Source organism: Bacillus mycoides, assembly GCF_001757995.1.
Lineage (GTDB): Bacteria > Bacillota > Bacilli > Bacillales > Bacillaceae_G > Bacillus_A > Bacillus_A mycoides_B.
This window is the reverse complement of the sequence record NZ_LXLV01000010.1, coordinates 135,405-158,698: the sequence shown is the minus strand read 5'-3', so window position 1 is coordinate 158,698 and position 23,294 is coordinate 135,405. Positions and strand designations below refer to the sequence as shown.

Below are 23,294 nucleotides of genomic sequence, written 5' to 3'. Positions count from 1 at the left end.
ACGAAATTTCATTGAAAGGAGCCTCATTTTGACTGCATATTTATTTCCAGTAAAAACAGCTTTTATTTTATTTCCTATTTTAGCAATGTTTCTCTTAATCCCTTTTTTAATATTTAATTATCGAAAATACGGTTATGTAAATAAATGGCGCTCATTTATTTTATATTCATTATTACTCTATTTATTAAATGCCTATTTTCTTGTTATTTTACCTTTGCCACAAACATATGACACATGTAGCCTACAACCGGCTAATACACAGCACATGCAACTCTCGCCATTTTATTTCGTACAAGAGATTAGTAATCATACATCGGCAATTTTGACGAAGCCAGCTACCTACTTCTATTTATTAAAGGAATCTGCGTTTTTACAAGTCGCATTTAACGTTCTATTAACCGTTCCATTTGGTATTTACTTACGTTATTATTTCCGACGTAGTTTCTTACAGACCATTTGTATTTCTTTTTGTCTTTCTCTATTTTTCGAGCTAACACAAGTGACTGGACTATATGGTATTTATAATTGTGCATATCGCTTATTTGATATCGACGATTTGTTTTTAAATACACTAGGTGGCATAATCGGTTTTATCATTGCACCAATATTTACGTACTTCCTTCCGAAAGCAAACGAGTTAGATAGTCGTATTGATTTGGAAACGAAACCAGTCGGATTCGTTCGTCGTCTCATCGCTATGCAAATTGATTGGATTTTCTTATCTATCGTTGTACCTTTTATTAAAAACAAAGGAAACTCACTATTTATTTCTAACATCCAATCTTATACAAATGTATACGAACTCCTTTTCATTGCATGTTCAATCTTAATTTACTTTATTATCATTCCATACTTTACAAATGGAAGAACAATAGGAAAAGCGCTGCTTCGTATTTACATTAAAGGACAAGCAGAGCGTATTACACTAAAAGAATTATTCATTCGTTACGGTATATTCTATTTCATTTTAGGTGGAATCAATTATATTCTTTCTAGTAGCTCTATCTTAAATCTCACAGAGCCTTTAGTATTACTAGTTATATTGTTATTCCAATTCGTAATTAACGGGCTATTTATTATTCATGTTTTATTACATGTATTTAGCAGTGATAAATTACTATTTTACGAGCGTATTAGTCATACAAGAAATGCAATTACACTTAAAAAAGCTGACAAATAATAATTTGTCAGCTTTTTTTCATACTCGTAAATAACTTTTCTGTATAAGGGCTTAAAAACATTCCTGTTTCATCTAGTGACTTCCTCATTTTTAGAAACGAATGCAATTCTGGATATATGTTTTGTAACTTTTCGTATGTTAACGTATGCATTTTTCCCCAATGTGGACGACCTTCATATTTTAGAAAAATTTTCTCCACTTCACCAAAATAAGCGGCATACTTCATACCTTTATACATATGAACGGCGATATATGCCGAGTCTCTTCCATACGCTGGACTGAGCCATATATTATCACCTCTCACATACCGGCATTCAATCGGGAAGTGCACCTTATACTTTTTCTTTTCAATAAGATTTGAAATTTCTTCTACAACAGCCCTCATATACTTTGAAGGGACACTATACTCCATTTCATAAAATGGAACCGTACGTGATGTAGCGAACACTTCATAGCTCGGGCCTATTATTTTTGTGTTTGGTACAGCCCTAGCTGATAGTCGACTTACTGCTTTACTTATAGAAGGAAACCATTTACACCCTTTAGATAACAAAGAGAACATCCTATTTTCAAGTAGCTCCACCTTTAGTTTATGCCATTTCAAATCACTTTCTTTATTCATTGTTTCATTTGTACATTTCACTTGCACTTCATCTGAATACGGAAAAACGAAAAATTCAAAATGGCGATTCTTCTTATATTCTTCTAACTTGTTCATTACAGTAGTTAATGACTGTTTTTCGCTTTCATAAACAAGCGAATACGCTGGGATAACCTTCAATTTTATCTTTACAATGATACCTAGCATTCCAAGCGACAATTGAAATGCTTTCCAATATTCGGCGTTTTCGGTTTCTGAACAAACTATACTCTCACCTGTTGATAAAACTGCCGTGACCTCTATAACTTGTGTTGATAAACTCCCAAATATAACACCCGTCCCATGAGTTCCCGTACTAATCGCTCCCGCAATAGATTGTGAATCAATATCCCCTAAATTTTCTTGCGCATAACCTTTTTCCTGAAGTAACTTCCCTAAATCATGTAACTTTGTTCCCGCCCACACTTCAACAGTCATCTTCTCTGCATCAATATTCCCAATGCCCTTCAATTCATCTAAAGAAACTAAAATTTCTTCCGTTTGCACAAGAGGTGTAAAAGAATGCCCTGAACCGACAACACGAATTTTCTTTCCTTTTTTTCGTGCAAGCCCCACAACTTCTACTACATCTTGTATACTTTTTGGATACATCGTATAATGCGGTGTTCCTTCTACATTCCCTGTCCAATTTCTCCATTTTTGTCCCTTTATAGAAAGCATTGTCCATCCCCCCGATATGTTAAATACTCTCCAACGATTTCCCCTTGTTTAATGCGATACAAAACTGGAAAACGCTCACATAACTCTCCAGCTTTACTATGACGAAACAAGATAGAATCTCCTATATCCACTCGTTCCTCACCGTTATAAAAAATTGGCGTTTGCACTTCACCAGCACCTTCTAAAGCTAATAGTTTTGCACCACCCGGTCGCCAAACCTCAGGCTCTTTATCTTTACCAACTGCACCTGAGGCAATATATCCTCCACCTAGGCAAGTATAAATAAAAGGAGCCGGTTTACGTACAACTGGTAAAGCAAATCCAACGGCTGGCTGAAACTTTACTTCTTTATAATAGTCAAACAGTTTAGGAGAGTAAAAAGCGGATCCTACAGTAATCTCTGAAACTGCGTTATCTTGCTCAGTTGTTTTTATACTTCCTGTTCCTCCCCCATTTACAAATCTTAGTTCAATACCAAGGTTTTGTAGTTCTTTTACGATACGTCCTCTTCTTTCTTTAACCTCTAACACTGATTTCTTCTTTAAATACGAAACCACTTTACTTTTCATCCATTGATTCGGTATATGATCCCCCACCCCGGCAATTTGAGCTTCATATCCCATTACACCATCTAGTATTAAATATGATGAGCCCTTCACCTTTTCTACTATTTTCAAAGCGCTCTGCACATCTTTTACCGGGGATCTTTTTACACCAAAATGAAATTTCAAAAAACGACTACTCATATCAATATCCAAACAAACGAGAAAACACCCTTTAGACTTCTCAGCAATTTTTTCTAAATAAGTAATATGATCTTCACAATCCACCATACAAGTTATAATGTGTCCTTGCTTTGTCAGCAAACTAATTTCATGTAAAGCTCTTTCATCATAAACAGGATATCCGAGCAATAAATCATTAAATCCTTGTTCAATTAAAAACAAAGCTTCTCTAGGAGAAAAACACATAATACCTTGAAACCGATTATTAGCAGCTAAAATCTTTTTCATAATTGGAACAGAGCGTAATGATTTACTCGCTATACGAATCTTCTTATCTCCACTTAACTCTATAATCGATTGAATATTCCTCTCTAAAGCCACTTCATCTAAAAATGCACACGGTAATGGAACTTCCTTAAAAATTCCTCTATCCACAGTTTTCTCTCCTCTTCTATATATGTCTTATACATATTGGAAAGAAAGAATGATTTTCCTGTTTTCAAATAAAAAAAGTTTCTTCTTTACGAAGAAACTTTTTTTAGGCTACTCTACTTCATAGAAATAGTCGCCTCTACTGGATAATGATCAGAATAATCATTATATGTATATTTTTTGAACCATGACGTAACAGTCCATTGTGGCGATTTCGGCTGTAACACCTTATTCTCTATATACGATGGATTCGCATGGTCCTTACTTGTAATAATATAATCTAAATACTCGGCAGGGCTATCGGGGAAGTTATATTTCGCAATACTATTTGTCGTTGCATCCCAAGTTGTAGTATGTCCCGTATAAGATGGAATAGAAGCGTGCAATGTTTTGAACATGGATGCGTACTCTGAGTCACTATTGTTCTCAGCATTTATTTTATTCACATTCATATCACCACCAATTAACACATACTCGTTATTTGGTATATTTTTATTTTTAATAAACTCTTGAATTTCTTGTAGCTGTTTTGTTCGTACAGATGCTGGCAAAGTGTTTCCACACATACTATCTTCAGCTTGTAAATGAGTCCCAATCACATGTACAAAACGATCATTTTTCTTAACTTTTGTGTATACAAATCCTTTATTTGATAAGTTATCTGGTCCACAGCCTTTTTCGAATACATATTGAATCTTTTCAACAATTGGCCATTTACTCACAATCGCTACACCTCCATCTTCAGGAGTCGAAGATGAATAGTTGCCTAACGTCTTATCCCACTCGCTTCCACTACTACGACCTAATACTGCCGTTTGATTTGGATATTCTTTCTTCAAATTTCCTAATAAGCGATTTGAAGCACTATTATCAAACACTTCATTTAATATAACAACATCTTGATTCTTTATATAATCTGCCGCTCCAATTAAATCAGCACGCTGACTTTGCCCCCAGTTGGGATATAGGTTCGTTGATAGCATGTACACATTATGCGTCATAACTTTTAACGTACCATTTTGATTTGTGGACATTTCTGCTTGAACGGAAGATCCACTATATAAAGCTGCTAGACTCATTCCAAAGCTAAGTACAACTTTTAACAATTTACTTTTCAAGAGTCATACCTCCATGTATTGTATAGTGATAAAAAGGCCAAATACTCTATTCTGAGATTTGATCTTTCTCCAATACTTAACGATTTCCGTACGTATCAAACCAAAGCTGAATATATCCAGCTGTTACACGTTGCGCTTCCGTTAATCGCTTACCAGTCATTGGTGTAACTTCAGCACGCCATTTGTCCGCATAACTTTGTGATACAGCAGCTTTTACAAACCAACTTTTCGTATTACTATTTACAATGCCAGGGTAATCTTGCTTCGCAGCCACTGCCGCCCCATGAATCCAATCTTCAGGGTTCGTACCTTTCCAGTTCCAATATCCATTTCCGTCCGTTACTTTGTAATTATCTTTAATTGTATCTACAAAGTTTTCATATTTAGAATGGAATCCTTGTGGATAAGAAATATTCGTAAAGTTTGCTGCATGCATCGGTTGATTTACATCTCCTAAATAATGAAGAGATAACCCTAAATAGAAGAATGCTTGTTTCATATCTTTATTTTTATAAGATTCACCAGCTAATTTAAAATACTTAGCTCCAGTTTCCTTCGCTTGCTTTGCAAGCGGAATATATGTACTTCCATCATCTGGATCATAGAAATGCGACGCAAATGTACTATTGTCATAATAAGGATTTTCATAATCAGCAGAATAAATGCCATTTTCTAAATCTGTGCGCCATTCATTTAATAGTGCAACTTGATCTTGTTTTACAATTGTCGTATTACGGGACATAATATCAATTGCACGATTTACGATCCATAAATGAGAATTTACACCTTCTGAGTGTTTATCTTCAGCGGACCAATATTGAATAATCTGTACTCTATTCCCTCCATCATTTTCATGTGCAAAAGCTACATTTTGTAACGGCGCTGCTAACGTAATAGCTGCTGCTAAAGCAAGCACTTTCTTTTTCATATGAAATCCTCCATTTTAAATTTAAGTTATTGTAAATATTTTGTTTGGATCCTACGATGCCTTTCGGTTAACCTATGACTAGAATATCCCACCTTTCACCGAATTTCTATTATTAAATCGAAATATGCAAATGTTCATATCACTATAACTTTATACATAGTGAACGTAATGAATGAATACACTTACATTGTAATAAAGTATTGTTAAGCTACTGCAAATACTTGTCTAAACTAATGTAAAAAAAGAGTAAAGCGCTTAACCGCTTTACTCTTTTTTTCTTTTTGATAATATACTCGGCAATTGTACATTAACTGCCAATTTATGAATAAACCCAAACACTAATCCAATCCCGATAAATATGTATAATATCGTAAATACCTTTCCAAAATCAGTTTGAGGACTAAAATTCCCATCACCGACAGTCGTCAACGTGACCACACTAAAATATAGAGCATCAAGAGGACGTAATCCTTCAACTGTACTATAAAAAATCGTACCAGATGTTAATGTCAAAATTGTTAATACGAATAACACTTGAAATTCTTTATCTTTCCACGCTCGTAAACAGGCTCTTAGCATTCGTTTCAATGTCAACATAAATGAAAGCATTGGACTTCCCCTTCCAAACAAAAATACCTTTAGTTAAAGGAAAGTCTATCACCTTTCAGTATAGAAAAAAAGTAGCCCTTTTCTATTTCTAGAAAAGGGCTACTTTCTTCTATTATATATTATTTAGGTGAAACAAGAATTTTCACTTGTGTTTTATCTTTTACAAGTGCTTCAAATCCTTCTTCAACAACTTGATCCACTGTAATTTTTTTCGTAATTAATTTCTCTGCTTGAATTTGGCCAGAGCTAATTAATTTAATAACAGCTGGGAATATATGACGATATCCAAGAATACCGATAACTTCTTTTTCTTTTAATACAAGGTTGTTCGGAGTAATTGTCGCATCTTTTTCCCACACACTAACAATTACAGTTTGGCCTTCAAAGCTTGTACTTTCAATTGCTTGACGAAGTACAACTTCAACACCTGTTACTTCAAAGCTCACATTTACACCTAAACCATTGGTTAAGTTGCGAATTTCTGCTAATACATCTTGAGTTGCTGGGTTTAATACGTAATCAGCACCTGCTAATTTCGCTAACTCTTGACGTTCTTTAGAAAGTTCAACTGCAATAACAGGAGTTGCTCCTGCTGCTTTTGCTGCTTGGATTACAAGAAGTCCAATCGGACCACAACCAAATACCGCTACAGCTTCTCCCTCTTTTAATTTACTTTGACGTACTGCATGAACTGCTACTGCTGCTGGTTCTACAAGCGCACCTTGTTCATACGTCATTTCATCTGGAATATGATGAACCATATCTTCTGGTACTACTGTATATTCAGAGAAACCACCGCCGTCTCCACCAAGACCGTGGAAAACAAGTTGTTCACAAACATTGTAATGTCCATGTTTACAAGCTTCACATTTACCACAAGAATAAATTGGTTCTACAACAACGCGGTCTCCCACTTTATGAGATGTAACGCCTTCACCGATTTCTACTACCTCACCGCTAAACTCATGACCTAAAATAACTGGTGCTTTCACATGTGTTAATGGGTGCTCTTCTGTTGGAATAAAAATTGGTCCTGCTAAATATTCATGCAAGTCTGTCCCGCAGATACCACACCATTTAACTTTAATTTTCACTGCTCCTGGTCGTACAGTTGGTTCCGGTACTTCTTCTACTCGTACATCACGTTGATTATGCCAAAGTAATGCTTTCATTTTAAACATCCCTCTCTATGTATATACTTAACCTGGTGAAGTTTACAAATCTATTATAATACTTTTATCCATATATTTCAAAAAATAATCTCATTTTCACTAATTTTTAACAAATAACGTTCAATATTTTGTCACTTTGTACTTTTTTCCACATCTGTTAATTCAATTTCATTGCGGTTGAAATTAGCATTATGCCATAATAGCATAGGAGAGGTGAATATCGCTTGAAATATTTTATTTACTTTATTGTTATCGTAGCGTTTTTAGATACATTTTCACAATTACCTATTATGAGTACTTTCGCTCAAAGCCTTGGAGGAACCCCTCTTGTTATCGGGCTAGTTGTCGGTATGTACTCATTCGCTAATATGATCGGTAATATTATTGCTGGAGCCGCTGTTGATAAATTTGGTGCAAAAAAAATCCTTTATATAAGCATGGGAATTACGAGTTTCATAGTCTTGTTATACACCGTTGTTCAAAGTGGTGAACAACTATTAGTTGTGCGTTTTATGCACGGTTTTAGTGACGGATTTTTAATTCCTGCTGCCTTTACGTTTTTATCAAAACAAACAAATTCAACAAGGCAAGGTAAGGCAATGGCTCTATCTGGTGCTGCTGTTGGAACAGCGGCAATCGTAGGACCTGCTTTCAGCGGCATTATGAAAGCAACAGCTGGTATAGAGTGGGTGTTCATTACCATTTCTATTTTAATGGTCCTTGGTACAATCGTATCTCTATTCTTCTTACCAAATAACGTATCAAGAAAAGATACATCAAGAACACAAATGATGAACAAAGAAGATATGATTGAACTATTGAGGTCTGAACCTTTATTACAAGCATATATTGGTGCTTTCACACTAATGTTTTCACAAGGGATTGTCACTTATATGTTACCAGTAAAAGTTGAGGCGTTAGCACTTAAAGCATCTACAACAGGCATGATGTTAAGTGTATTCGGAATTACCGCTATCCTCTTCTTCTTACTGCCGACAAATCGCATTTACGATCGATTTAATCGTTCAAAACTAATGCTAATCGGGATTACAGTTATGGCATTAGCATTATCTTTACTCGGATTATTTACAACAAAAGGTATGCTCTTCATCGTAATGATGATTTATGGAATTGGATTCGCTATCCTCTTCCCAGCAATTAATGCTTTACTTGTTGAAAATACAACAGATGGTAACCGAGGGAAAGCATTCGGATTGTTTTATGCATTTTTCTCGTTAGGAGTTGTTGCTGGCTCCTTTACAGTCGGAGCAATCGGGGCATCACCTAGCGCTAGCTTTGTTATCGGAACTGCATTCTTATTAACATTTGCTGGAATGATTTTTGTAAGAAGCAAAGTAAAAAAGACAATGATGGGCTAATTCCATCATTGTCTTTTTTTTCGCCTAATATATATTACTTTTGCATATAACCAAGTAATACTGTAAATAAACTTATGTATAAAAGCAATATTACCTTCTTCCTTTAATATAGAAAGTCTATAAATGCCAACGATACTTCGACAATTTCCTCGGAAATATTTCCTTTCCCCACATAATTTGATACACTACACATGAACCAACAGTTGTATTACATGAGCTAAAATAATAACTTACTGTACAAATTTAAAAAGCACACTCTTCATATGAAGAATGTGCTTTTATATTATTAACGTCTAATCCAAACAGCGCCTGCTGACTTATCCTCTGCTTGTCCAACAACTTGGAATTTAAGTCCAAGGTTTGGAACTTTGCGTCCTGCGTCAGCAATTTGTTTATTACTGTATACTTTTGAATCATCAAATGTTGTAACACCTTGTAATCCAGTATAATTAAACTGTCCTCGTGTAAATGAATTTACACTCCATGAAGGTGTTTGATCAAATGAAAATGCAGCATCTGCAATTTGAATTCCAGTATTACCGTATGCTGGTTTCCCTCCTAAATTTCCAACAATCGCTTCTGGATGAGAATCTACAACACCAAGGAAGCCTTCACCTGGATGTAACCCAACCCAGTTATCTTTGATACTATCATCTGCATACCAAACGACAAGACCTGTATTATACACCGGACCTTTTCCCGCTTTTAATCCATTATCTGATCCGGCATAGTTTCTCCACTCTAGATAATAATAATGGGGTTTCTTTTCTGTCCCATCAGAAACAACGAATCCATTTAACTTCATTTGAGACTGTCCTTCTGCGTCATCTGAAAATACTACTCGTCCATCAACTGTTACATTTACATTATCCATTGCGAAACCTTTATATGTTAAAGCTGGATCTGTAATATAGTCGAATTGTAGTTTAACTTTCTTCCCTTTAAATTGACTTAAATTATATGATTTATCAACCCATTTTCCATCTGTTGTATCTCTATCTTCTTGGACTATGTTTTCTCCCAATCTATCAATTAATGTTTTCGTTCCATCTTCAGTTACAGCATGTACTTCGATGAAATCACACTCTGCTTCTAGTTCATAATTCGCTTTATAATCAAATTTTGCATTTGTTCCTTTTGTTAAATCGAAGAATGGTGTTTCTAATGTCGTATGAATATCATCGCCTCTTGTACTATAGTATGCACGCTTTCCAAATCCAGGCTTAATTGTTTCAATACTCTTACCTGGTAAGTTGACACGTACGACACCTGGACGATTTGATTTCGTAACACTTTGATCAATATATGTAGGGACTCCTATACCACTCTTAATTTTATCGTAATCTACTTCTAAAATTTTTGCCCAGTTTCCACCCATATTCTTTTGTAAGAAGTCTTTATTTTGTGGTGAAAAACTAGTTGGCTCTGTCCCTGCGATTTTTCCTGTCCAGCTACCTCCACTCATTAATGACCAAGCTTCAACAGGTGATCCATTTCCAGTATAATTCGTATCATACTCATCTGGTAAACCAAGGTCATGTCCAAATTCATGTGCAAACACACCTACTGCACCGTCTTCTGGTTCAATTGTGTAATCATGAGCCGCTACTTTTCCACCCCAATAAGGTACTTTAGATGTTGTTCCTTCAATCGCTACTGGATCCCTTGCTAATTTAGATCGATGTGACCAAATTGCATCATCTCCTAATTTACCACCGCCAGCTTCTTGACCAACACCAGCATGGATTACCATTAAATGATCGATTACACCGTCAGATTCATTTTGATTACCGTCACCATTTGTATCATATCTATCGAATTGATCAAACTGAGATAAATCTAACCCTTTCTCAGCAGCTGCTTGTAAAGCTTCCTTCACTAAATCACGTGCACCTTTTGGACCTTTATTATCGTGACCACTACTACCATCAGCCCCGTAATCAGCAGCTTTGCCTGGGACAGTTAGCCATTCCGTTACATATCCGTCTGTCGTATAACTACCGCCAGACTGCTCTTCATAATATTGTTTAAACGTTTTTACTTTCGAACCATCAAATAACGTGTACGGTTCCTTACCGAATAACATCTTTTGATAATGTTCTCTACTAAAGTCTTTCGAATACATATAACCTGGTGTTTGTTCAATATTATTATGTTTATAATCACTAAATTCAACAAGTAACACTAATACTTTATCAGTTCGAACAGCCCCCTTATACGGAGCTTGCTTTGCCTTGGAAGTTGGAACCTGCCCATTCAATTGCTTTTTATTTGGTTCCGGCTTTTGATCAGGACTAACATTTTTTTCAGCTTTCTTTACTTTTTCCTTTTCTTCCATCTTTTTCTCTTTTATCTTTTTTACGAAATCAGATGCTTCTTGATTCGCATCATCGGGAAGAATTTCTTTATTCGCCTGATCCCCTTGCTTCTTTTCAATATATTGCTCTACAGCCTTTTTTGTCTCTTCTTTTGATGATGCTGGATTAATTGTTCCTCTTTCTTTCAGCGCTTCCGCTAAACGATCTTCTTGAATTAAATTATGATCAATCGGCGTTGTAGACACACTTTCTTTTGCTGGCGTTTCTGCGTATGCTAACGGAGCACTCATTACAGCTGAGCATCCGATGAGTGTCGCGATTGTTAATGATGACAACACTTTAAATGGCGCTTTTTTTCTCATTTTAATCATCCCCTTGTATCAATCTTAAACTTCCGATAAAAATATGTAATCTATCCTCCCTTGTATAATAAAAGACATGATTCTATAAGCAATAAGCTTTCTGTTATAGAATCATGCCCTCCAGTTTTCTGGTCAGACCCTCTATCTTTTTATCCCGCTATTTGCTGGGCAGTAAGACTCCCACCTCAAAATTCGGCGAATCCGATGAAGTTAGGTGGGAGATAACTGCCCGTAAAAGCCCGATTGGTGAAGGCTAATAATTAGTGGGAGATGGACAAAACCCCCACTGATTAAAGTTTCACTTTATGTCGAAATGTGAAAAATAAAGAGTGATTTGTATATATTAAATAGCTTATATTAAAAATTTAAAAGACAATATGCACAATTGCATGAAAATTCTTTCAAACAAAAAAAGAACCCAAGTTAATTAAACTTGGGTTCTCCATTTCGTATTATTTCTCTTGTGTTTTTTCCCAATCAGCTAAGAACTTCTCAATTCCTTGATCTGTTAATGGGTGCTTCACTAATGAAGCAATTACGTTTGCTGGGATTGTTGCAATATGTGAACCGTTTAATGCTGCTTCTGTTACGTGAACACTGTGACGTACAGATGCTGCAATGATTTCTGTTTCAATGCCGTGAATTGCAAAGATTTCTGCGATTTGGCGGATTAAGTCCATACCGTTATGACCGATATCATCTAGGCGACCTAAGAATGGTGAAACGTATGTCGCACCAGCGCGAGCTGCAAGTAATGCTTGAACTGCTGAGAATACTAATGTAACGTTTGTACGAATTCCTAAATCTGAGAATGCTTTTACTGCTTTTAAGCCTTCTGTTGTCATTGGAACTTTTACAACAACGTTTGGAGCGATTTTTGCTAACTCTTTTCCTTCTTCAATCATTTTATCAGCTTCTAAGCTAATTACTTCTGCGCTTACAGGTCCTTCAATAAAGCTGCAAATTTCACGAATACGCTCATGGAAATCTACGCCTTCTTTTGCCACAAGTGATGGGTTTGTCGTTACTCCAGCTACTACACCTAATGCATTTGCCTCTTTAATTTCGTTAATGTTTGCTGTATCAATAAAAAATTTCATTTGTTATTCTTCCTTCCTAATTTTCATTTTATATTTATTTATTTTTTCTTAATAAGCTCTAATTCAATCGGAACAAATTTGTCCACTTTTTTACCTTGTGTTATTTCTTTCGCTGTTTCCATCGCCTTCTCTCCGATTAATTCCGGTTTTTGAGCGACTGTTGCTGCCATGCGCCCATCTTTAACCGCTTTTACAGCATCGTCCGTTGCATCAAATCCAACAACGACTACGTCCGTTTTGCCAGCAGATTTCAACGCCTCAAGTGCGCCTAATGCCATTTCATCGTTATGAGCAAACACTGCTTTTATATCGCTATTCGCTTGCAAAATATTTTCCATAACGGATAACCCTTTTGCACGATCGAAATCAGCTGCTTGTTTTGCTACTACTTTTAAAGACTTATCAGCTACGTTATGGAATCCTTTCCCACGCTCACGAGCAGCAGACGATCCAGGGATTCCTTCTAACTCAGCAACATTTGTTCCTTCACCAACTAATTCCCGAATGTAATCACTAGCCATTTGACCACCTTCGACATTGTTAGAAGCAATGTGAGAAACAACTTTACCTGAATTCGCAACTCGGTCTACTGTAATAACAGGAACATTGGCTGCATTAGCTGCACTTACCGCTGAAGCAACGGCATCTGAGTCAGTTGGATTAATAACAACTACATCAACGCCTTTTTGAATTAAATCTTCAACATCGTTTGTTTGCTTCGCTGCATCATTTTGTGCATCAACAGCAATTAATTCAATGCCGCTATCTTTCGCTTTCTTTTCTGCACCTTTTTTCAACGTGACGAAAAATGGATTATTTAAAGTTGAAACAGAAAATCCAACTTTAATAGTTTTATTTCGACCTTTATCGCTAGAATCCTTTGCCCAATCTGGTGGTTCCATTGAACAACCAGCAGTAACTACCATGATGCATGCAACGAGTATCAGTAACCATTTTTTCATGAATTGCCCCTCCATTACGCTTCTTTTCGACGATCAATTAGTACAGCTAGTAAGATTACAAGTCCTTTTACAACTTGTTGGAAGAAAGAAGATACACCTAATAAATTTAAACCGTTATTTAGTACACCAATAATAAGCACACCGATGAATGTACCAACAATCCATCCTCTTCCGCCAGAAAGACTCGTTCCTCCTAACACAACTGCAGCAATTGCATCTAATTCGTAAGAAGTACCAGCAGTCGGCTGTGCAGAATCTAATCTTGATGTTAAGACAATACCTGCAAGCGCTGCCAAAGTTCCGGAAAGACCGTAAATCATTACTTTAATTCTCGTAACATTAATACCTGATAAAGCTGCCGCTTCTTCATTTCCACCAATCGCAAACGTACGGCGACCAAACGTTGTTTTCTTTAAAATAAAGTACAGTACTGCAAAAGCGATCATCATTGTAACGGCTGGCACAGGAATACCAAGGAAATAACCACGGCCAAACATTTGGAACATTAAATGATCACCAAGACCAGTGATCGGACGTCCGTCCATATAAACAAGCGTCAACCCGCGAAAAATAGTCATTGTTGCTAAAGTCGCAATAAACGGAGCTACTTTTCCCTTCGCAATAATGATACCGTTTACAATCCCCATTACAAGACCTGCTAATAATCCAACTGCCATTGCAAGGAACGGATCCATGCCACTTGCCATCATTCCAGCAACAAGTGCACTTGATAATGCTAAAATAGAACCTACCGATAAGTCAATACCCCCTGTTAAAATAACGAAGGTCATTCCAAATGCAATGAGTGCATTAATCGATACTTGGCGCAGTATATTAAATAAATTTGGAATTTCAATAAATGCTGGATTTAAAGCTGTAATTACTACGATAATTAATACTAATCCAATTAAAGAACCAAGTTGTTGTAATACATTCCCCTTCTTAGCCATATCTTACTCTCCCCCTGTAGCTAGTGCCATAATAGACTCTTGCGATGCCTGATCTTTCTCTAAAATACCACCGATTTTCCCTTCATGAATGACGAGAACACGATCACTCATTCCTAAAACTTCTGGAAGCTCAGACGATACCATAATAACGGCATCTCCTTGCTCGGTAAGCTTATTCATAATAGAGTAAATTTCTTTTTTAGCCCCAACATCTACACCTCTTGTTGGTTCATCTAAAATGAGTAACTGCGGATGAATACCTAGCCATTTTGCAATTACAATCTTTTGCTGATTTCCACCAGAAAGAGATTTCACCGCTTGCTCTCCGTTTGCTGCTTTCACATTAAGAAGCTTCATCATATCCTCTGTAAATTGCTGTTCTAAACCTTTATTAACAACGCTTCCTTTCGAAAGACTTCCTAAATTTGGCAAAGATAAATTTTCACGAATCGAAAAATCTAGCACAAGCCCTTCAGATTTTCTATCCTCTGTAATAAAGGCAATTCGTTGTCTAATCGCATCAATTGGACTATCAATTTTCACTTCTTGTCCATTCATAAAAATTTGTCCTGAATCGAGCGGTTCATATCCAAATATCGCTTTCATAATATCCGTACGACCGGCTCCCATCAAGCCCGCAACACCTAGGATTTCACCTTTCCTAACTTGAAACGAAACATTTTCAAATTTTCCTTTTTTCGTTCCGTTACGCATTTCAAAAATCACTTCGCCAATTGGACTATTTCGTTCTGGATAACGTTCACCAATACTGCGGCCCACCATCATGCTAACTACTTCATCAAATGAAGTTTCTGGAATTAATTTTTTCCCTACGTATTCTCCATCACGCAAAATCGTAATGGCATCACATATTGAAAAAATTTCTTCCATCCGGTGTGAAATATAAACAAACGAAACGCCCTCTTTACGTAATTTATTAATAACAATAAACAGCGTTTCAATTTCGCGATCTGTTAATGCCGCTGTAGGTTCATCCATAATAATAACGCTTGCATTTGTCATTAATGCTTTAGCAATTTCAATAATTTGCTGTTGTCCAACTGATAATTCACCTGCTAGCATAGCGCCTCTCACATGTAGACCAAGATCTGCTAATTGTTGCTGGGCAATCGCATTCATTTGACGCGTACGTAAAATGCCCGTTTTCCCATACATTAACTCTTTTCCAAGAAACATATTTTCAGCTACCGTTAAATTCGGTAATATGTTCAACTCTTGATGGATAAATGCAATACCATACTCTTCTGCTTCTTTCGCATTTTTAAAAGTTCGTTCTTTCCCATCAATCGTGACTGTTCCACTGTCTTTTTTATATACACCTGTTAAAATCTTCATGAGCGTCGATTTCCCCGCTCCATTTTCCCCCATTAATGCATGGACTTCTCCTGTTTCAATCATAAACTGTGCGTTTTTTAGAACAGGATTACCACTGAACGCTTTTGAAATGTTCTTCATTTCAATATGCATTCTCATCACATCCCTTTATTAAAAAATCACGCCTGCATGTAAAATAACATTCGCATAAGGCGTTGCTTCTCCTGTACGAATAATCGCCTTCGCTCTCTTTGTATGCTCTTTAAATTCCTTATGAGACACATATTCAAATGCTGGCTCTACTAATCGCATCTCAACTTCTTTATTTACCTCTGCATTATTCATAATAACTTCTTCTGCTAACGTCACTTTTTCAATTGCCATATCATCAGCAACAACTTGTAATACGTCTAAAAAACTAGGTTTTCCGATTTCAACTGCTAAATCAATTCGTTTTACTCCATCAGGAATAGGTAACCCGCAATCAGCAATTACAATTGTATCTGTATGTCCAAGTGAAGCAAGGACTGCCGCGATTTCACTATTTAATACACCGTGCTTTTTCATCCAACAATCACCTGCACTTCACGTACTCTATCTCTCGTCGGCATACCGCCCTGTGCCCCAAGTTTCGTTACAGAAAGACCACCAGCAATATTTGCAAAACGAATTGCCTTTTGAAGTGTTTCTCCTTCAGAAAGCGCAACTGCTAACGCACCGTTAAATGTATCACCAGCTCCAGTCGTATCTACTACATCTACAGCAATACTTGGAACTTGAACAACTTCCGTTCCGTTATGGAATCGAACACCGTTAGACCCTTCCGTCATCAATAGCTTATTTGGATATTTCGCAAGTAACTCTTCAATTGGTGATGTGAAATCATTTAATACGATGCGACATTCATGTTCATTCGGCGTAATATAAGTCGCTTTTTCTAAAATATCTTCTGATAAAAATTGTGCTGGAGCCGGATTCAACATAACTGGAATTGTATGTTCCTCACAAATAGCCAGAACGTATTTTACTGTTTCAAGCGGAATCTCTAGTTGAAGAACAACCATATCTGCTTTTACAAGAAGGTCTTTTGAACGATCTACAATCGACTCATTTACAAGGGCATTTGCTCCTTGTACGACAACAATACTGTTGTCCTCTTCTGCTAAAATGATATGAGCAATTCCTGTCGTTCTATCTGTAACCGGTACCACATAGTCGATAAAAACGCGTTCGTTCTCCAAATTTTTTCTAACTACTGTTCCGTAATCATCATTTCCTACTGCACCAACCATCGCTACATTTGCTCCTAATCTAGCTGCAGCAACTGCTTGGTTGGCCCCTTTTCCTCCTGGGATCGTATGAAACGCTTCACCAATTACTGTTTCTCCTGCTTTCGGCCGTATTTTTGAAACAGCCACTAAGTCCATTGAAATGCTACCTACTACTGCAATATTTGGCATCTGTTTCATCTCCTTACTTCGTTGTATTTCGTTCTATAATTTCAATCGGTAAACGATAATGTTTCTCTTCTAATGGATTTCCTTCCATCTGCTCTAAAAGCAATTCTGTTGCAATTTTCCCCATTTCATAAATTGGCTGTGCAACAGTTGTAATAGATGGATACATCATTTCCGTTAAAGAAATCCCATCGAATCCGATAATTTGTAAATCGTCTGGAATAGAAATTCCTTTTTGAAGTGCAGCCTTTACGATACCAATTGCAATTAAATCATTCCCAGCAACAATTCCATCAATATGCGGATATTCTTCTAATAATTCCACCGCTACCCGTTCACTATTAGCTGGATCGAATGTACTCTCTGCAATCATATAAGAAAGATTATTTTGCGTAATAACGTCTACAAAACCTTCAAAACGTTCATTGGCTGTACTCACATCACGAGGTCCACGAATATGTGCAATATGTTTACACCCTTTGTCTATTAATAACTTTGTCGCCGCCTGACTCCCTGCATAGTTATCTGCATATACAGTAGGAATGCGCTCATTAAACATACGGTCAATCGCAACAACTGGAATAGACAAATTCATGTAATTAACACTATTTTGTGGATTCGTTGCCACAATAAACCCATCCACATTATTTTGTCTAAGCACATCAATGTATTGTTTCTCTTTTTCTAAATTTTCATCAGAGTTACAAAGGACAACTGTGTAACCTTGCTTATGTGCTACATCTTCTACGGCACGTGCAACTTCTGGAAAGAATGGATTCACGATATTTGGAACAACTAAGCCAATTAAACGAGATTTTTTATTGTATAAAGATCGTGCTACTGTACTAGGCTTATAATCTAGCATTTCAATTGCTCGCTCTACTTTTTTTAATGTATCCTCATGAACATATCCATTTTTATTTAACACTCTGGAAACGGTCGCAACAGATACCCCTGCTAATTTTGCAACGTCTTTAATCGTACTCATTCTCTTTTCTCCTCATTTCATGTAACCGTTTACACAAAATAATATAACGCATTTATAAAAATACGTCAATCATTTCTCACTAAAAGCTTTTAAGGTTATACTCAAAAAAAGCACCGCCATAAGGCGATGCTTTTTCATTATGAATATGATACAGTTTGTTCTTTCTCTTCTACAGCAGGTTCTTCAGCACCTTTTTTACGATCAGACAGTTTAATTTTCTGTAAGAAAATCGTAAAGATAGCACCTACTACGATAAATACCAATCCTGTTAAGAATACAGTATGAAGTGAGTCCACTAAAGAGCTTTTCAAAATTGGTACGATGCTATTAGAAAATGCTTCTGGCATTTGTTTTAAAGCCTCTGGACTAAATAGCATAGAATATAGACTTTGTGGGTCTGTATGAATCATATCTTTAAATTTTGTTACCATTTGTCCCGCTTCTTTTGGGAATGTGTCTAATACAGGTACTAATTTATTTGTTAACGTTGTACCTGAAGTGTTATTCATAATTGATCCTAAAATTGTAATCCCAAACGTTCCACCGATTTGACGGAAGAATTGACTTGATGATGTTACAACGCCAAGATCTTTTTTCGGAAAGCTTTCTTGTAATGCTAATGTTAATATCGGCATAACAAGACCCATTCCTAAACCGATAACCATCATATAAGAAGTAGCGGTAAGCTTAGTTGTGTGCATATCCATCGTTGTTAATAACCAGAAACCACTAGCCATAATAAGCATCCCTGTAATAATTTGTGGTTTCACACCAATTTTTAATACAAGTTGACCACCGATAATACTCATAACGATCATTGTAATCATCATCGGTGTCATAATCGTTCCTGATTCAGCAGCACTTACGCCTACAATTCCTTGCATAAAGAACGGTACGAACATAATTGCTCCAAACATTCCGATACTCATAAAGAAACCGATCGCATTCAGTAGTGTAAATGTGCGGTTTTTAAAGAAGTGCATCGGTAAAATTGGTTCTTCAGCCTTCGTTTCAACGATAACAAAGCTAACAATACCAATGGCAGCTAGTGCAAACAACCCGATAATTTGCCAAGAACCCCATGCATAATCTTTCCCGCCAAACGTTAACGCAAGTAATAAACTGACAACACCGAGAATCATCGTGAAGATTCCAGCGATATCAATTTTAATTGGTCCTGTTTGTTTATGTGCTTTTAATCCCATTGCAATAAAGATTGTCGCTAAAATACCAACTGGTAAGTTAATATAGAATACCCATCTCCAGTTCACTGCGTCTACAATCCAGCCACCAACTTGTGGTCCAATTACAGAAGCAAGACCGTATAGAGCTCCAAAAATACCTTGCCATTTAGCACGTTCTTTTCCCGTGAACATATCTCCGATAATAATCATAGCCATTGGCATCATAATACCGCCACCAAGACCTTGAATACCACGGAAAATAATTAATTCTGTCATACCGTTTGCCATACCACATAACGCTGAACCAACCATAAAGATAATTAATCCTGCTATATATACGTTACGACGCCCAAGTAAATCCGCTAATTTACCTGCAATCGGTACAACCGTTGTTGATGTTAACATGTAAGCTGTTGTTAACCATGTCATTAAACTTAATCCACCTAGTTCACCGACGATACGCGGCATTGCTGTACCAACGATTGTTCCGTCCAATGCAGCAAATAGCATTGCGATTACTAAACCGATTAACAACAACTTTCTATTCTGATTTTCTTGTTGTTCCATGTAATCTCCTCAATTCCTCTTAGTTTTTCTCTTTTTTCTCTTGTGTCCCGCAAATAATTGTTTCTAGCTTTTCAAAGAGGCGTAACAAATCTTCCCTCTCTTGTAATTCTAAGTGTGAGAAGTATTTTGCAATATGCTCATTACGAGCCGCCATCGCTTCTTCTACTGTAGCTTTCCCCTTTTTCGTTAGCTCAATGATAACAACGCGGCGATCATTATCGTCGTGATAGCGCTCTACTAACCCATGATCAATTAAACGATCAATCATTACTGTAATCGCGCTCGGTTTCACGTACATTTTCTCCGCCAATTGTGTCGCTCTTGAAGCTCCGTAATGATCTAAAATCTTTAAAATATAAAACTGCGGTGGTGTAAGTCCTGATGCTTGCATTTGTTCTAATAGCTCTGTTTGCATTTTCTTTCCTATAGCGAATGTAAGAGCTTGAATCTTATCAATATGAGTCATATCATTTGGCATGTTATCCACCTCTTATTTAAGCAATAAAATATTTAACGTATTTAAATATTAATCCCACAAACAAAATACGTCAACAACTTTCTTTATAAAAACGTTTACATTTTTGTCACAAAGTTGTATAATTTTCGTCGAAGTTAATATTGACAGTCACGGAGAATCGGAGTATACGGCTATGAATCATAAAAAAGGGCACTTTTTTATATTTCATAGCCTTTTTGTATTCTCTCTGTCTTAAAACGCTTCCAATTAATTAGGGGAGGATTTTCATTTTATGTTTTTCACACAATTATTTAAACCTGCGCCCCACGCAGAACGCTTACCAGCTGATCGCACTGATAGCGAATACCGTAAATTGCGTTTACAAGTATTCTTAGGTATCTTCATCGGTTATGCGGGTTACTACTTTGTTCGAAAAAACTTTTCACTCGCAATGCCATACTTAATCGAACAAGGCTTTAGTAAAGGGGAACTTGGGGTTATCCTTTCAGCAGTATCTATCGCTTACGGATTAAGTAAATTTCTTATGGGTATCGTATCCGATCGTTGTAACCCTCGCTATTTTTTAGCAGCTGGGCTATTTTTATCAGGTATCATTAATATTATTTTCGGATCATTTTCTTTCATTACAACGAGCATTATACTCATGTTTGTACTTCAGTTTTTAAATGGATGGGTACAAGGTATGGGATGGCCTCCTTGTGGCCGTACGATGGTTCACTGGTTCTCTATTAGTGAACGTGGTACAAAAATGTCTATTTGGAACGTCGCTCATAACGTCGGTGGAGCGCTTATGCCTTCCCTCGTCACATTAGGCTTATATTTCTTTGCAAATGACTGGAAAAGTATATTTTACTTCCCAGGTATTCTGTCAATTTTAGTTGGGATTTATGTATTAATTACGATGCGTGATACGCCTCAATCTTGTGGATTACCTTCTATCGAAGAACATACTGGTGAATATCCATCAGATGAAAAAGTAGCGGACCGTGAACGCGAACTTTCGGTAAAGGAAATTTTATTTACATACATATTAAACAATAAATTTTTATGGTATATCGCTATCGCGAACGTATTCGTTTATTTCGTTCGCTACGGCGTTGTAGACTGGGCTCCTACTTATTTAGTAGAGGAAAAAAGCTTTACTCATAGTAGCTCACGTACAGCTTATGCTCTATATGAATGGGCTGGTATTCCAGGTACACTTCTTTGCGGATGGATGAGTGATAAACTGTTTAAAGGGCGCCGCGCACCTGCTGGTATTTTATTTATGATCGGTGTATTCATTGCCGTTCTTGTTTACTGGCTAAATCCTGCTGGCCACCCAATCATTGATAGTATCGCACTTGTTTCCATTGGATTTTTAATTTACGGACCTGTTATGTTAATTGGCCTACACGCTCTTGACTTAGCACCAAAGAAAGCTGCTGGAACTGCCGCTGGTTTAACTGGGTTCTTCGGTTATCTAGGCGGAGCTACTTTTGCTAGCGCAGCTATGGGCTTTATTGTAGATGGATTCGGATGGGACGGCGGATTCATTTTGCTACTTGCTTCTTGTGTGCTTGCAATGTTCTTCCTTGCTCTTACTTTAAATACAGGGTCTGCTAAATCAAAAGAAGTTTAAACAAAATATAATGTGTAGAAAAATAAACATAAAAATAGCTCTCAGCATTTACTTACATGCTGAGAGCTATTTTTTATTTATCGTTCTTCTCTTGCTGTTTATATTAATCAATTCCCTTCTATTTTCTATTCATACGATTAAAACATTTGCTGAAACATCTTTACTAAAACAGCTAACATAACAGATCCAGCAAATCCTCCTAAACAAATTAAGCTTACCCCTTGACTATAAGACAAATTTTGAAATGATTTCATACCTTCCATCCTCCCTATCTCCCCTTTGATACTCTTATTTTACCAATGGAAAAAATTTCATAACATCGATTTCGCTGACAACTAACTTACAAATTTGTAAGTTAACAATTTTCATCTAAACTTATATATCTAGCATGTCCACAATCTGCCCCTCTATACATCAAAAAAGACCTCGAATTATATCAAGGTCTTGCTTACACTATAGAATATCTCACTTTATTTTATCCCGCTATTCGCCGGGCAGTAAGACCCCCACCTCAAAATTCAGTGAAAGCAAAGAAGTTAGGTGGGGATCAACTGCCCGTAAAAGCCCGATTGGTGAAGGCTGATAATCAGTGGGGGATGAACAAAACCGCCACTGATTAAAGTTTCACTTTATAATCATCACGGGGCATTTCACACGCTTTGCTATTTTATGACTTACACTACCAAGCACCATCTCTTGTAGTGTATTTAGACCTCTACTCCCAGCAATAACAAGATCTATATCTCCTGTATTTACATATTGAACAATCGTATCTCCAGGATCGCCATGTAGAATCGTAATTTTATAGGAAATGTTCTCTTTCTTTAATAAACCCTCAATCTCTTTTAATTTATCTTTTCGACTAGCTGATATCGTTTCTAAATCTGTTTGTCCTTGTATAATATCTGACTTTGCCGTTCTATTATCTACTACGTACACAACTTCAACATGTGTTTCTGCGTTAAATTTCGCAATATATGTTGCATGCTCGGCTGCTCGAAGTGCATGTTCAGAACCATCGCATGCTAATAAAATTTGTTTGTACATATGCTGAATCCCCTTTTCGTTATCCTACCCGTATTATATAATAAAGCCCCCTAAAAAGGAG

21 protein-coding genes are annotated in these 23,294 nt (G+C 36.6%); 3 read left to right on the top strand and 18 right to left on the bottom strand.

The window, feature by feature from the left end:
• Positions 1–28: 28 nt before the first annotated feature.
• Entirely contained in the window at positions 29–1,180 is a 1,152-nt protein-coding gene (locus BWGOE10_RS03215; RefSeq protein WP_070140895.1) for a VanZ family protein, read from the top strand.
• A 7-nt stretch (positions 1,181–1,187) separates the two neighbouring features.
• Here BWGOE10_RS03215 and BWGOE10_RS03210 read toward each other — a convergent pair whose 3' ends face one another.
• The 6 genes from BWGOE10_RS03210 to bdhA form a co-directional block, all read right to left on the bottom strand.
• Positions 1,188–2,501: a D-arabinono-1,4-lactone oxidase gene (locus BWGOE10_RS03210; protein WP_070140894.1), complete on the bottom strand. Its 1,314-nt coding sequence runs from the start codon at positions 2,499–2,501 to the stop codon at positions 1,188–1,190.
• The gene (locus BWGOE10_RS03205) at positions 2,489–3,661 is read right to left on the bottom strand and encodes an amino acid deaminase/aldolase (RefSeq protein WP_070140893.1); all 1,173 of its coding nucleotides are present in this window, start codon (positions 3,659–3,661) and stop codon (positions 2,489–2,491) included. Before BWGOE10_RS03205 ends, BWGOE10_RS03210 begins: the two co-directional genes overlap by 13 nt.
• Before the next feature lie 113 nt (positions 3,662–3,774).
• Entirely contained in the window at positions 3,775–4,776 is a 1,002-nt protein-coding gene (sph, locus tag BWGOE10_RS03200) for a sphingomyelinase C (RefSeq protein ID WP_070140892.1), read from the bottom strand.
• A gap of 76 nt (positions 4,777–4,852) precedes the next feature.
• Positions 4,853–5,704, bottom strand: a complete 852-nt coding sequence (gene cerA / locus BWGOE10_RS03195) for a phospholipase CerA (RefSeq protein ID WP_000730988.1) — start codon at positions 5,702–5,704, stop codon at positions 4,853–4,855.
• Positions 5,705–5,968: 264 nt separating this feature from the next.
• The gene (locus tag BWGOE10_RS03190) at positions 5,969–6,313 is read right to left on the bottom strand and encodes a potassium channel family protein (protein WP_002114144.1); all 345 of its coding nucleotides are present in this window, start codon (positions 6,311–6,313) and stop codon (positions 5,969–5,971) included.
• 119 nt (positions 6,314–6,432) lie between these two features.
• Complete coding sequence (gene bdhA / locus BWGOE10_RS03185; RefSeq protein WP_000645832.1) at positions 6,433–7,485, bottom strand: (R,R)-butanediol dehydrogenase; 1,053 nt, start codon at positions 7,483–7,485, stop codon at positions 6,433–6,435.
• 224 nt (positions 7,486–7,709) lie between these two features.
• Between bdhA and BWGOE10_RS03180 the strand changes: the two genes are divergently transcribed.
• Positions 7,710–8,864 carry an MFS transporter gene (locus BWGOE10_RS03180; RefSeq protein ID WP_070140891.1) on the top strand — a complete coding sequence of 385 codons (1,155 nt, stop codon included), beginning with the start codon at positions 7,710–7,712 and terminating at the stop codon, positions 8,862–8,864.
• Between the two features lie 286 nt (positions 8,865–9,150).
• Here BWGOE10_RS03180 and inhA2 read toward each other — a convergent pair whose 3' ends face one another.
• The 10 genes from inhA2 to BWGOE10_RS03130 all read right to left on the bottom strand — a co-directional run bounded on the left by inhA2 (position 9,151) and on the right by BWGOE10_RS03130 (position 20,565).
• Positions 9,151–11,544, bottom strand: a complete 2,394-nt coding sequence (gene inhA2, locus BWGOE10_RS03175; protein ID WP_070140890.1) for a M6 family metalloprotease immune inhibitor InhA2 — start codon at positions 11,542–11,544, stop codon at positions 9,151–9,153.
• A 452-nt stretch (positions 11,545–11,996) separates the two neighbouring features.
• Positions 11,997–12,644 carry a fructose-6-phosphate aldolase gene (gene fsa, locus BWGOE10_RS03170; protein ID WP_000667669.1) on the bottom strand — a complete coding sequence of 216 codons (648 nt, stop codon included), beginning with the start codon at positions 12,642–12,644 and terminating at the stop codon, positions 11,997–11,999.
• A gap of 38 nt (positions 12,645–12,682) precedes the next feature.
• Positions 12,683–13,606 (bottom strand): ribose ABC transporter substrate-binding protein RbsB, encoded by a 924-nt coding sequence (rbsB, locus tag BWGOE10_RS03165; protein WP_002159286.1) that lies wholly within the window; start codon positions 13,604–13,606, stop codon positions 12,683–12,685.
• Between the two features lie 14 nt (positions 13,607–13,620).
• The gene (locus BWGOE10_RS03160) at positions 13,621–14,556 is read right to left on the bottom strand and encodes an ABC transporter permease subunit (protein ID WP_070140889.1); all 936 of its coding nucleotides are present in this window, start codon (positions 14,554–14,556) and stop codon (positions 13,621–13,623) included.
• Positions 14,557–14,559: 3 nt separating this feature from the next.
• On the bottom strand, positions 14,560–16,044 hold the full coding sequence (gene rbsA / locus BWGOE10_RS03155) for a ribose ABC transporter ATP-binding protein RbsA (protein ID WP_070140888.1): 1,485 nt from the start codon (positions 16,042–16,044) through the stop codon (positions 14,560–14,562).
• A gap of 18 nt (positions 16,045–16,062) precedes the next feature.
• Entirely contained in the window at positions 16,063–16,458 is a 396-nt protein-coding gene (rbsD, locus tag BWGOE10_RS03150) for a D-ribose pyranase (protein WP_070140887.1), read from the bottom strand.
• Positions 16,455–17,351, bottom strand: coding sequence for a ribokinase (gene rbsK / locus BWGOE10_RS03145; RefSeq protein ID WP_070140886.1), 897 nt, complete (start codon positions 17,349–17,351; stop codon positions 16,455–16,457). The genes rbsD and rbsK overlap by 4 nt, the downstream gene beginning before the upstream one ends.
• 13 nt (positions 17,352–17,364) lie before the next feature.
• The gene (gene rbsR / locus BWGOE10_RS03140) at positions 17,365–18,336 is read right to left on the bottom strand and encodes a ribose operon transcriptional repressor RbsR (RefSeq protein ID WP_060751629.1); all 972 of its coding nucleotides are present in this window, start codon (positions 18,334–18,336) and stop codon (positions 17,365–17,367) included.
• Between the two features lie 137 nt (positions 18,337–18,473).
• Positions 18,474–20,087: an MDR family MFS transporter gene (locus BWGOE10_RS03135; RefSeq protein ID WP_000437651.1), complete on the bottom strand. Its 1,614-nt coding sequence runs from the start codon at positions 20,085–20,087 to the stop codon at positions 18,474–18,476.
• Between the two features lie 19 nt (positions 20,088–20,106).
• Complete coding sequence (locus BWGOE10_RS03130; protein ID WP_002114114.1) at positions 20,107–20,565, bottom strand: MarR family winged helix-turn-helix transcriptional regulator; 459 nt, start codon at positions 20,563–20,565, stop codon at positions 20,107–20,109.
• 271 nt (positions 20,566–20,836) lie between these two features.
• On the opposite strand from BWGOE10_RS03130, the gene glpT reads away from it, so the two are divergent.
• Positions 20,837–22,186 (top strand): glycerol-3-phosphate transporter, encoded by a 1,350-nt coding sequence (gene glpT / locus BWGOE10_RS03125; protein WP_070140885.1) that lies wholly within the window; start codon positions 20,837–20,839, stop codon positions 22,184–22,186.
• A gap of 137 nt (positions 22,187–22,323) precedes the next feature.
• On the opposite strand, the gene BWGOE10_RS03120 is transcribed toward glpT, so the two are convergent.
• Both BWGOE10_RS03120 and BWGOE10_RS03115 read right to left on the bottom strand, forming a co-directional pair.
• On the bottom strand, positions 22,324–22,440 hold the full coding sequence (locus BWGOE10_RS03120; protein WP_033795461.1) for a DUF4027 family protein: 117 nt from the start codon (positions 22,438–22,440) through the stop codon (positions 22,324–22,326).
• A gap of 370 nt (positions 22,441–22,810) precedes the next feature.
• Positions 22,811–23,233, bottom strand: coding sequence for a universal stress protein (locus BWGOE10_RS03115; protein ID WP_070140884.1), 423 nt, complete (start codon positions 23,231–23,233; stop codon positions 22,811–22,813).
• Between the last annotated feature and the right edge of the window lie 61 nt (positions 23,234–23,294).

Bases quoted from the DNA above. Each gene is read 5' to 3' on its own strand.
- cerA (WP_000730988.1), bottom strand. From the start codon at position 5,704: ATGAAAAAGAAAGTGCTTGCTTTAGCAGCAGCTATTACGTTAGCAGCG.
- BWGOE10_RS03120 (WP_033795461.1), bottom strand. From the start codon at position 22,440: ATGAAATCATTTCAAAATTTGTCTTATAGTCAAGGGGTAAGCTTAATT.
- BWGOE10_RS03115 (WP_070140884.1), bottom strand. From the start codon at position 23,233: ATGTACAAACAAATTTTATTAGCATGCGATGGTTCTGAACATGCACTT.
- fsa (WP_000667669.1), bottom strand. From the start codon at position 12,644: ATGAAATTTTTTATTGATACAGCAAACATTAACGAAATTAAAGAGGCA.
- BWGOE10_RS03135 (WP_000437651.1), bottom strand. From the start codon at position 20,087: ATGGAACAACAAGAAAATCAGAATAGAAAGTTGTTGTTAATCGGTTTA.
- rbsK (WP_070140886.1), bottom strand. From the start codon at position 17,351: ATGCCAAATATTGCAGTAGTAGGTAGCATTTCAATGGACTTAGTGGCT.
- bdhA (WP_000645832.1), bottom strand. From the start codon at position 7,485: ATGAAAGCATTACTTTGGCATAATCAACGTGATGTACGAGTAGAAGAA.
- BWGOE10_RS03160 (WP_070140889.1), bottom strand. From the start codon at position 14,556: ATGGCTAAGAAGGGGAATGTATTACAACAACTTGGTTCTTTAATTGGA.
- inhA2 (WP_070140890.1), bottom strand. From the start codon at position 11,544: ATGAGAAAAAAAGCGCCATTTAAAGTGTTGTCATCATTAACAATCGCG.
- BWGOE10_RS03130 (WP_002114114.1), bottom strand. From the start codon at position 20,565: ATGCCAAATGATATGACTCATATTGATAAGATTCAAGCTCTTACATTC.
- glpT (WP_070140885.1), top strand. From the start codon at position 20,837: ATGTTTTTCACACAATTATTTAAACCTGCGCCCCACGCAGAACGCTTA.
- rbsA (WP_070140888.1), bottom strand. From the start codon at position 16,044: ATGCATATTGAAATGAAGAACATTTCAAAAGCGTTCAGTGGTAATCCT.
- rbsR (WP_060751629.1), bottom strand. From the start codon at position 18,336: ATGAGTACGATTAAAGACGTTGCAAAATTAGCAGGGGTATCTGTTGCG.
- BWGOE10_RS03190 (WP_002114144.1), bottom strand. From the start codon at position 6,313: ATGCTTTCATTTATGTTGACATTGAAACGAATGCTAAGAGCCTGTTTA.
- rbsB (WP_002159286.1), bottom strand. From the start codon at position 13,606: ATGAAAAAATGGTTACTGATACTCGTTGCATGCATCATGGTAGTTACT.
- BWGOE10_RS03210 (WP_070140894.1), bottom strand. From the start codon at position 2,501: ATGCTTTCTATAAAGGGACAAAAATGGAGAAATTGGACAGGGAATGTA.
- rbsD (WP_070140887.1), bottom strand. From the start codon at position 16,458: ATGAAAAAGCACGGTGTATTAAATAGTGAAATCGCGGCAGTCCTTGCT.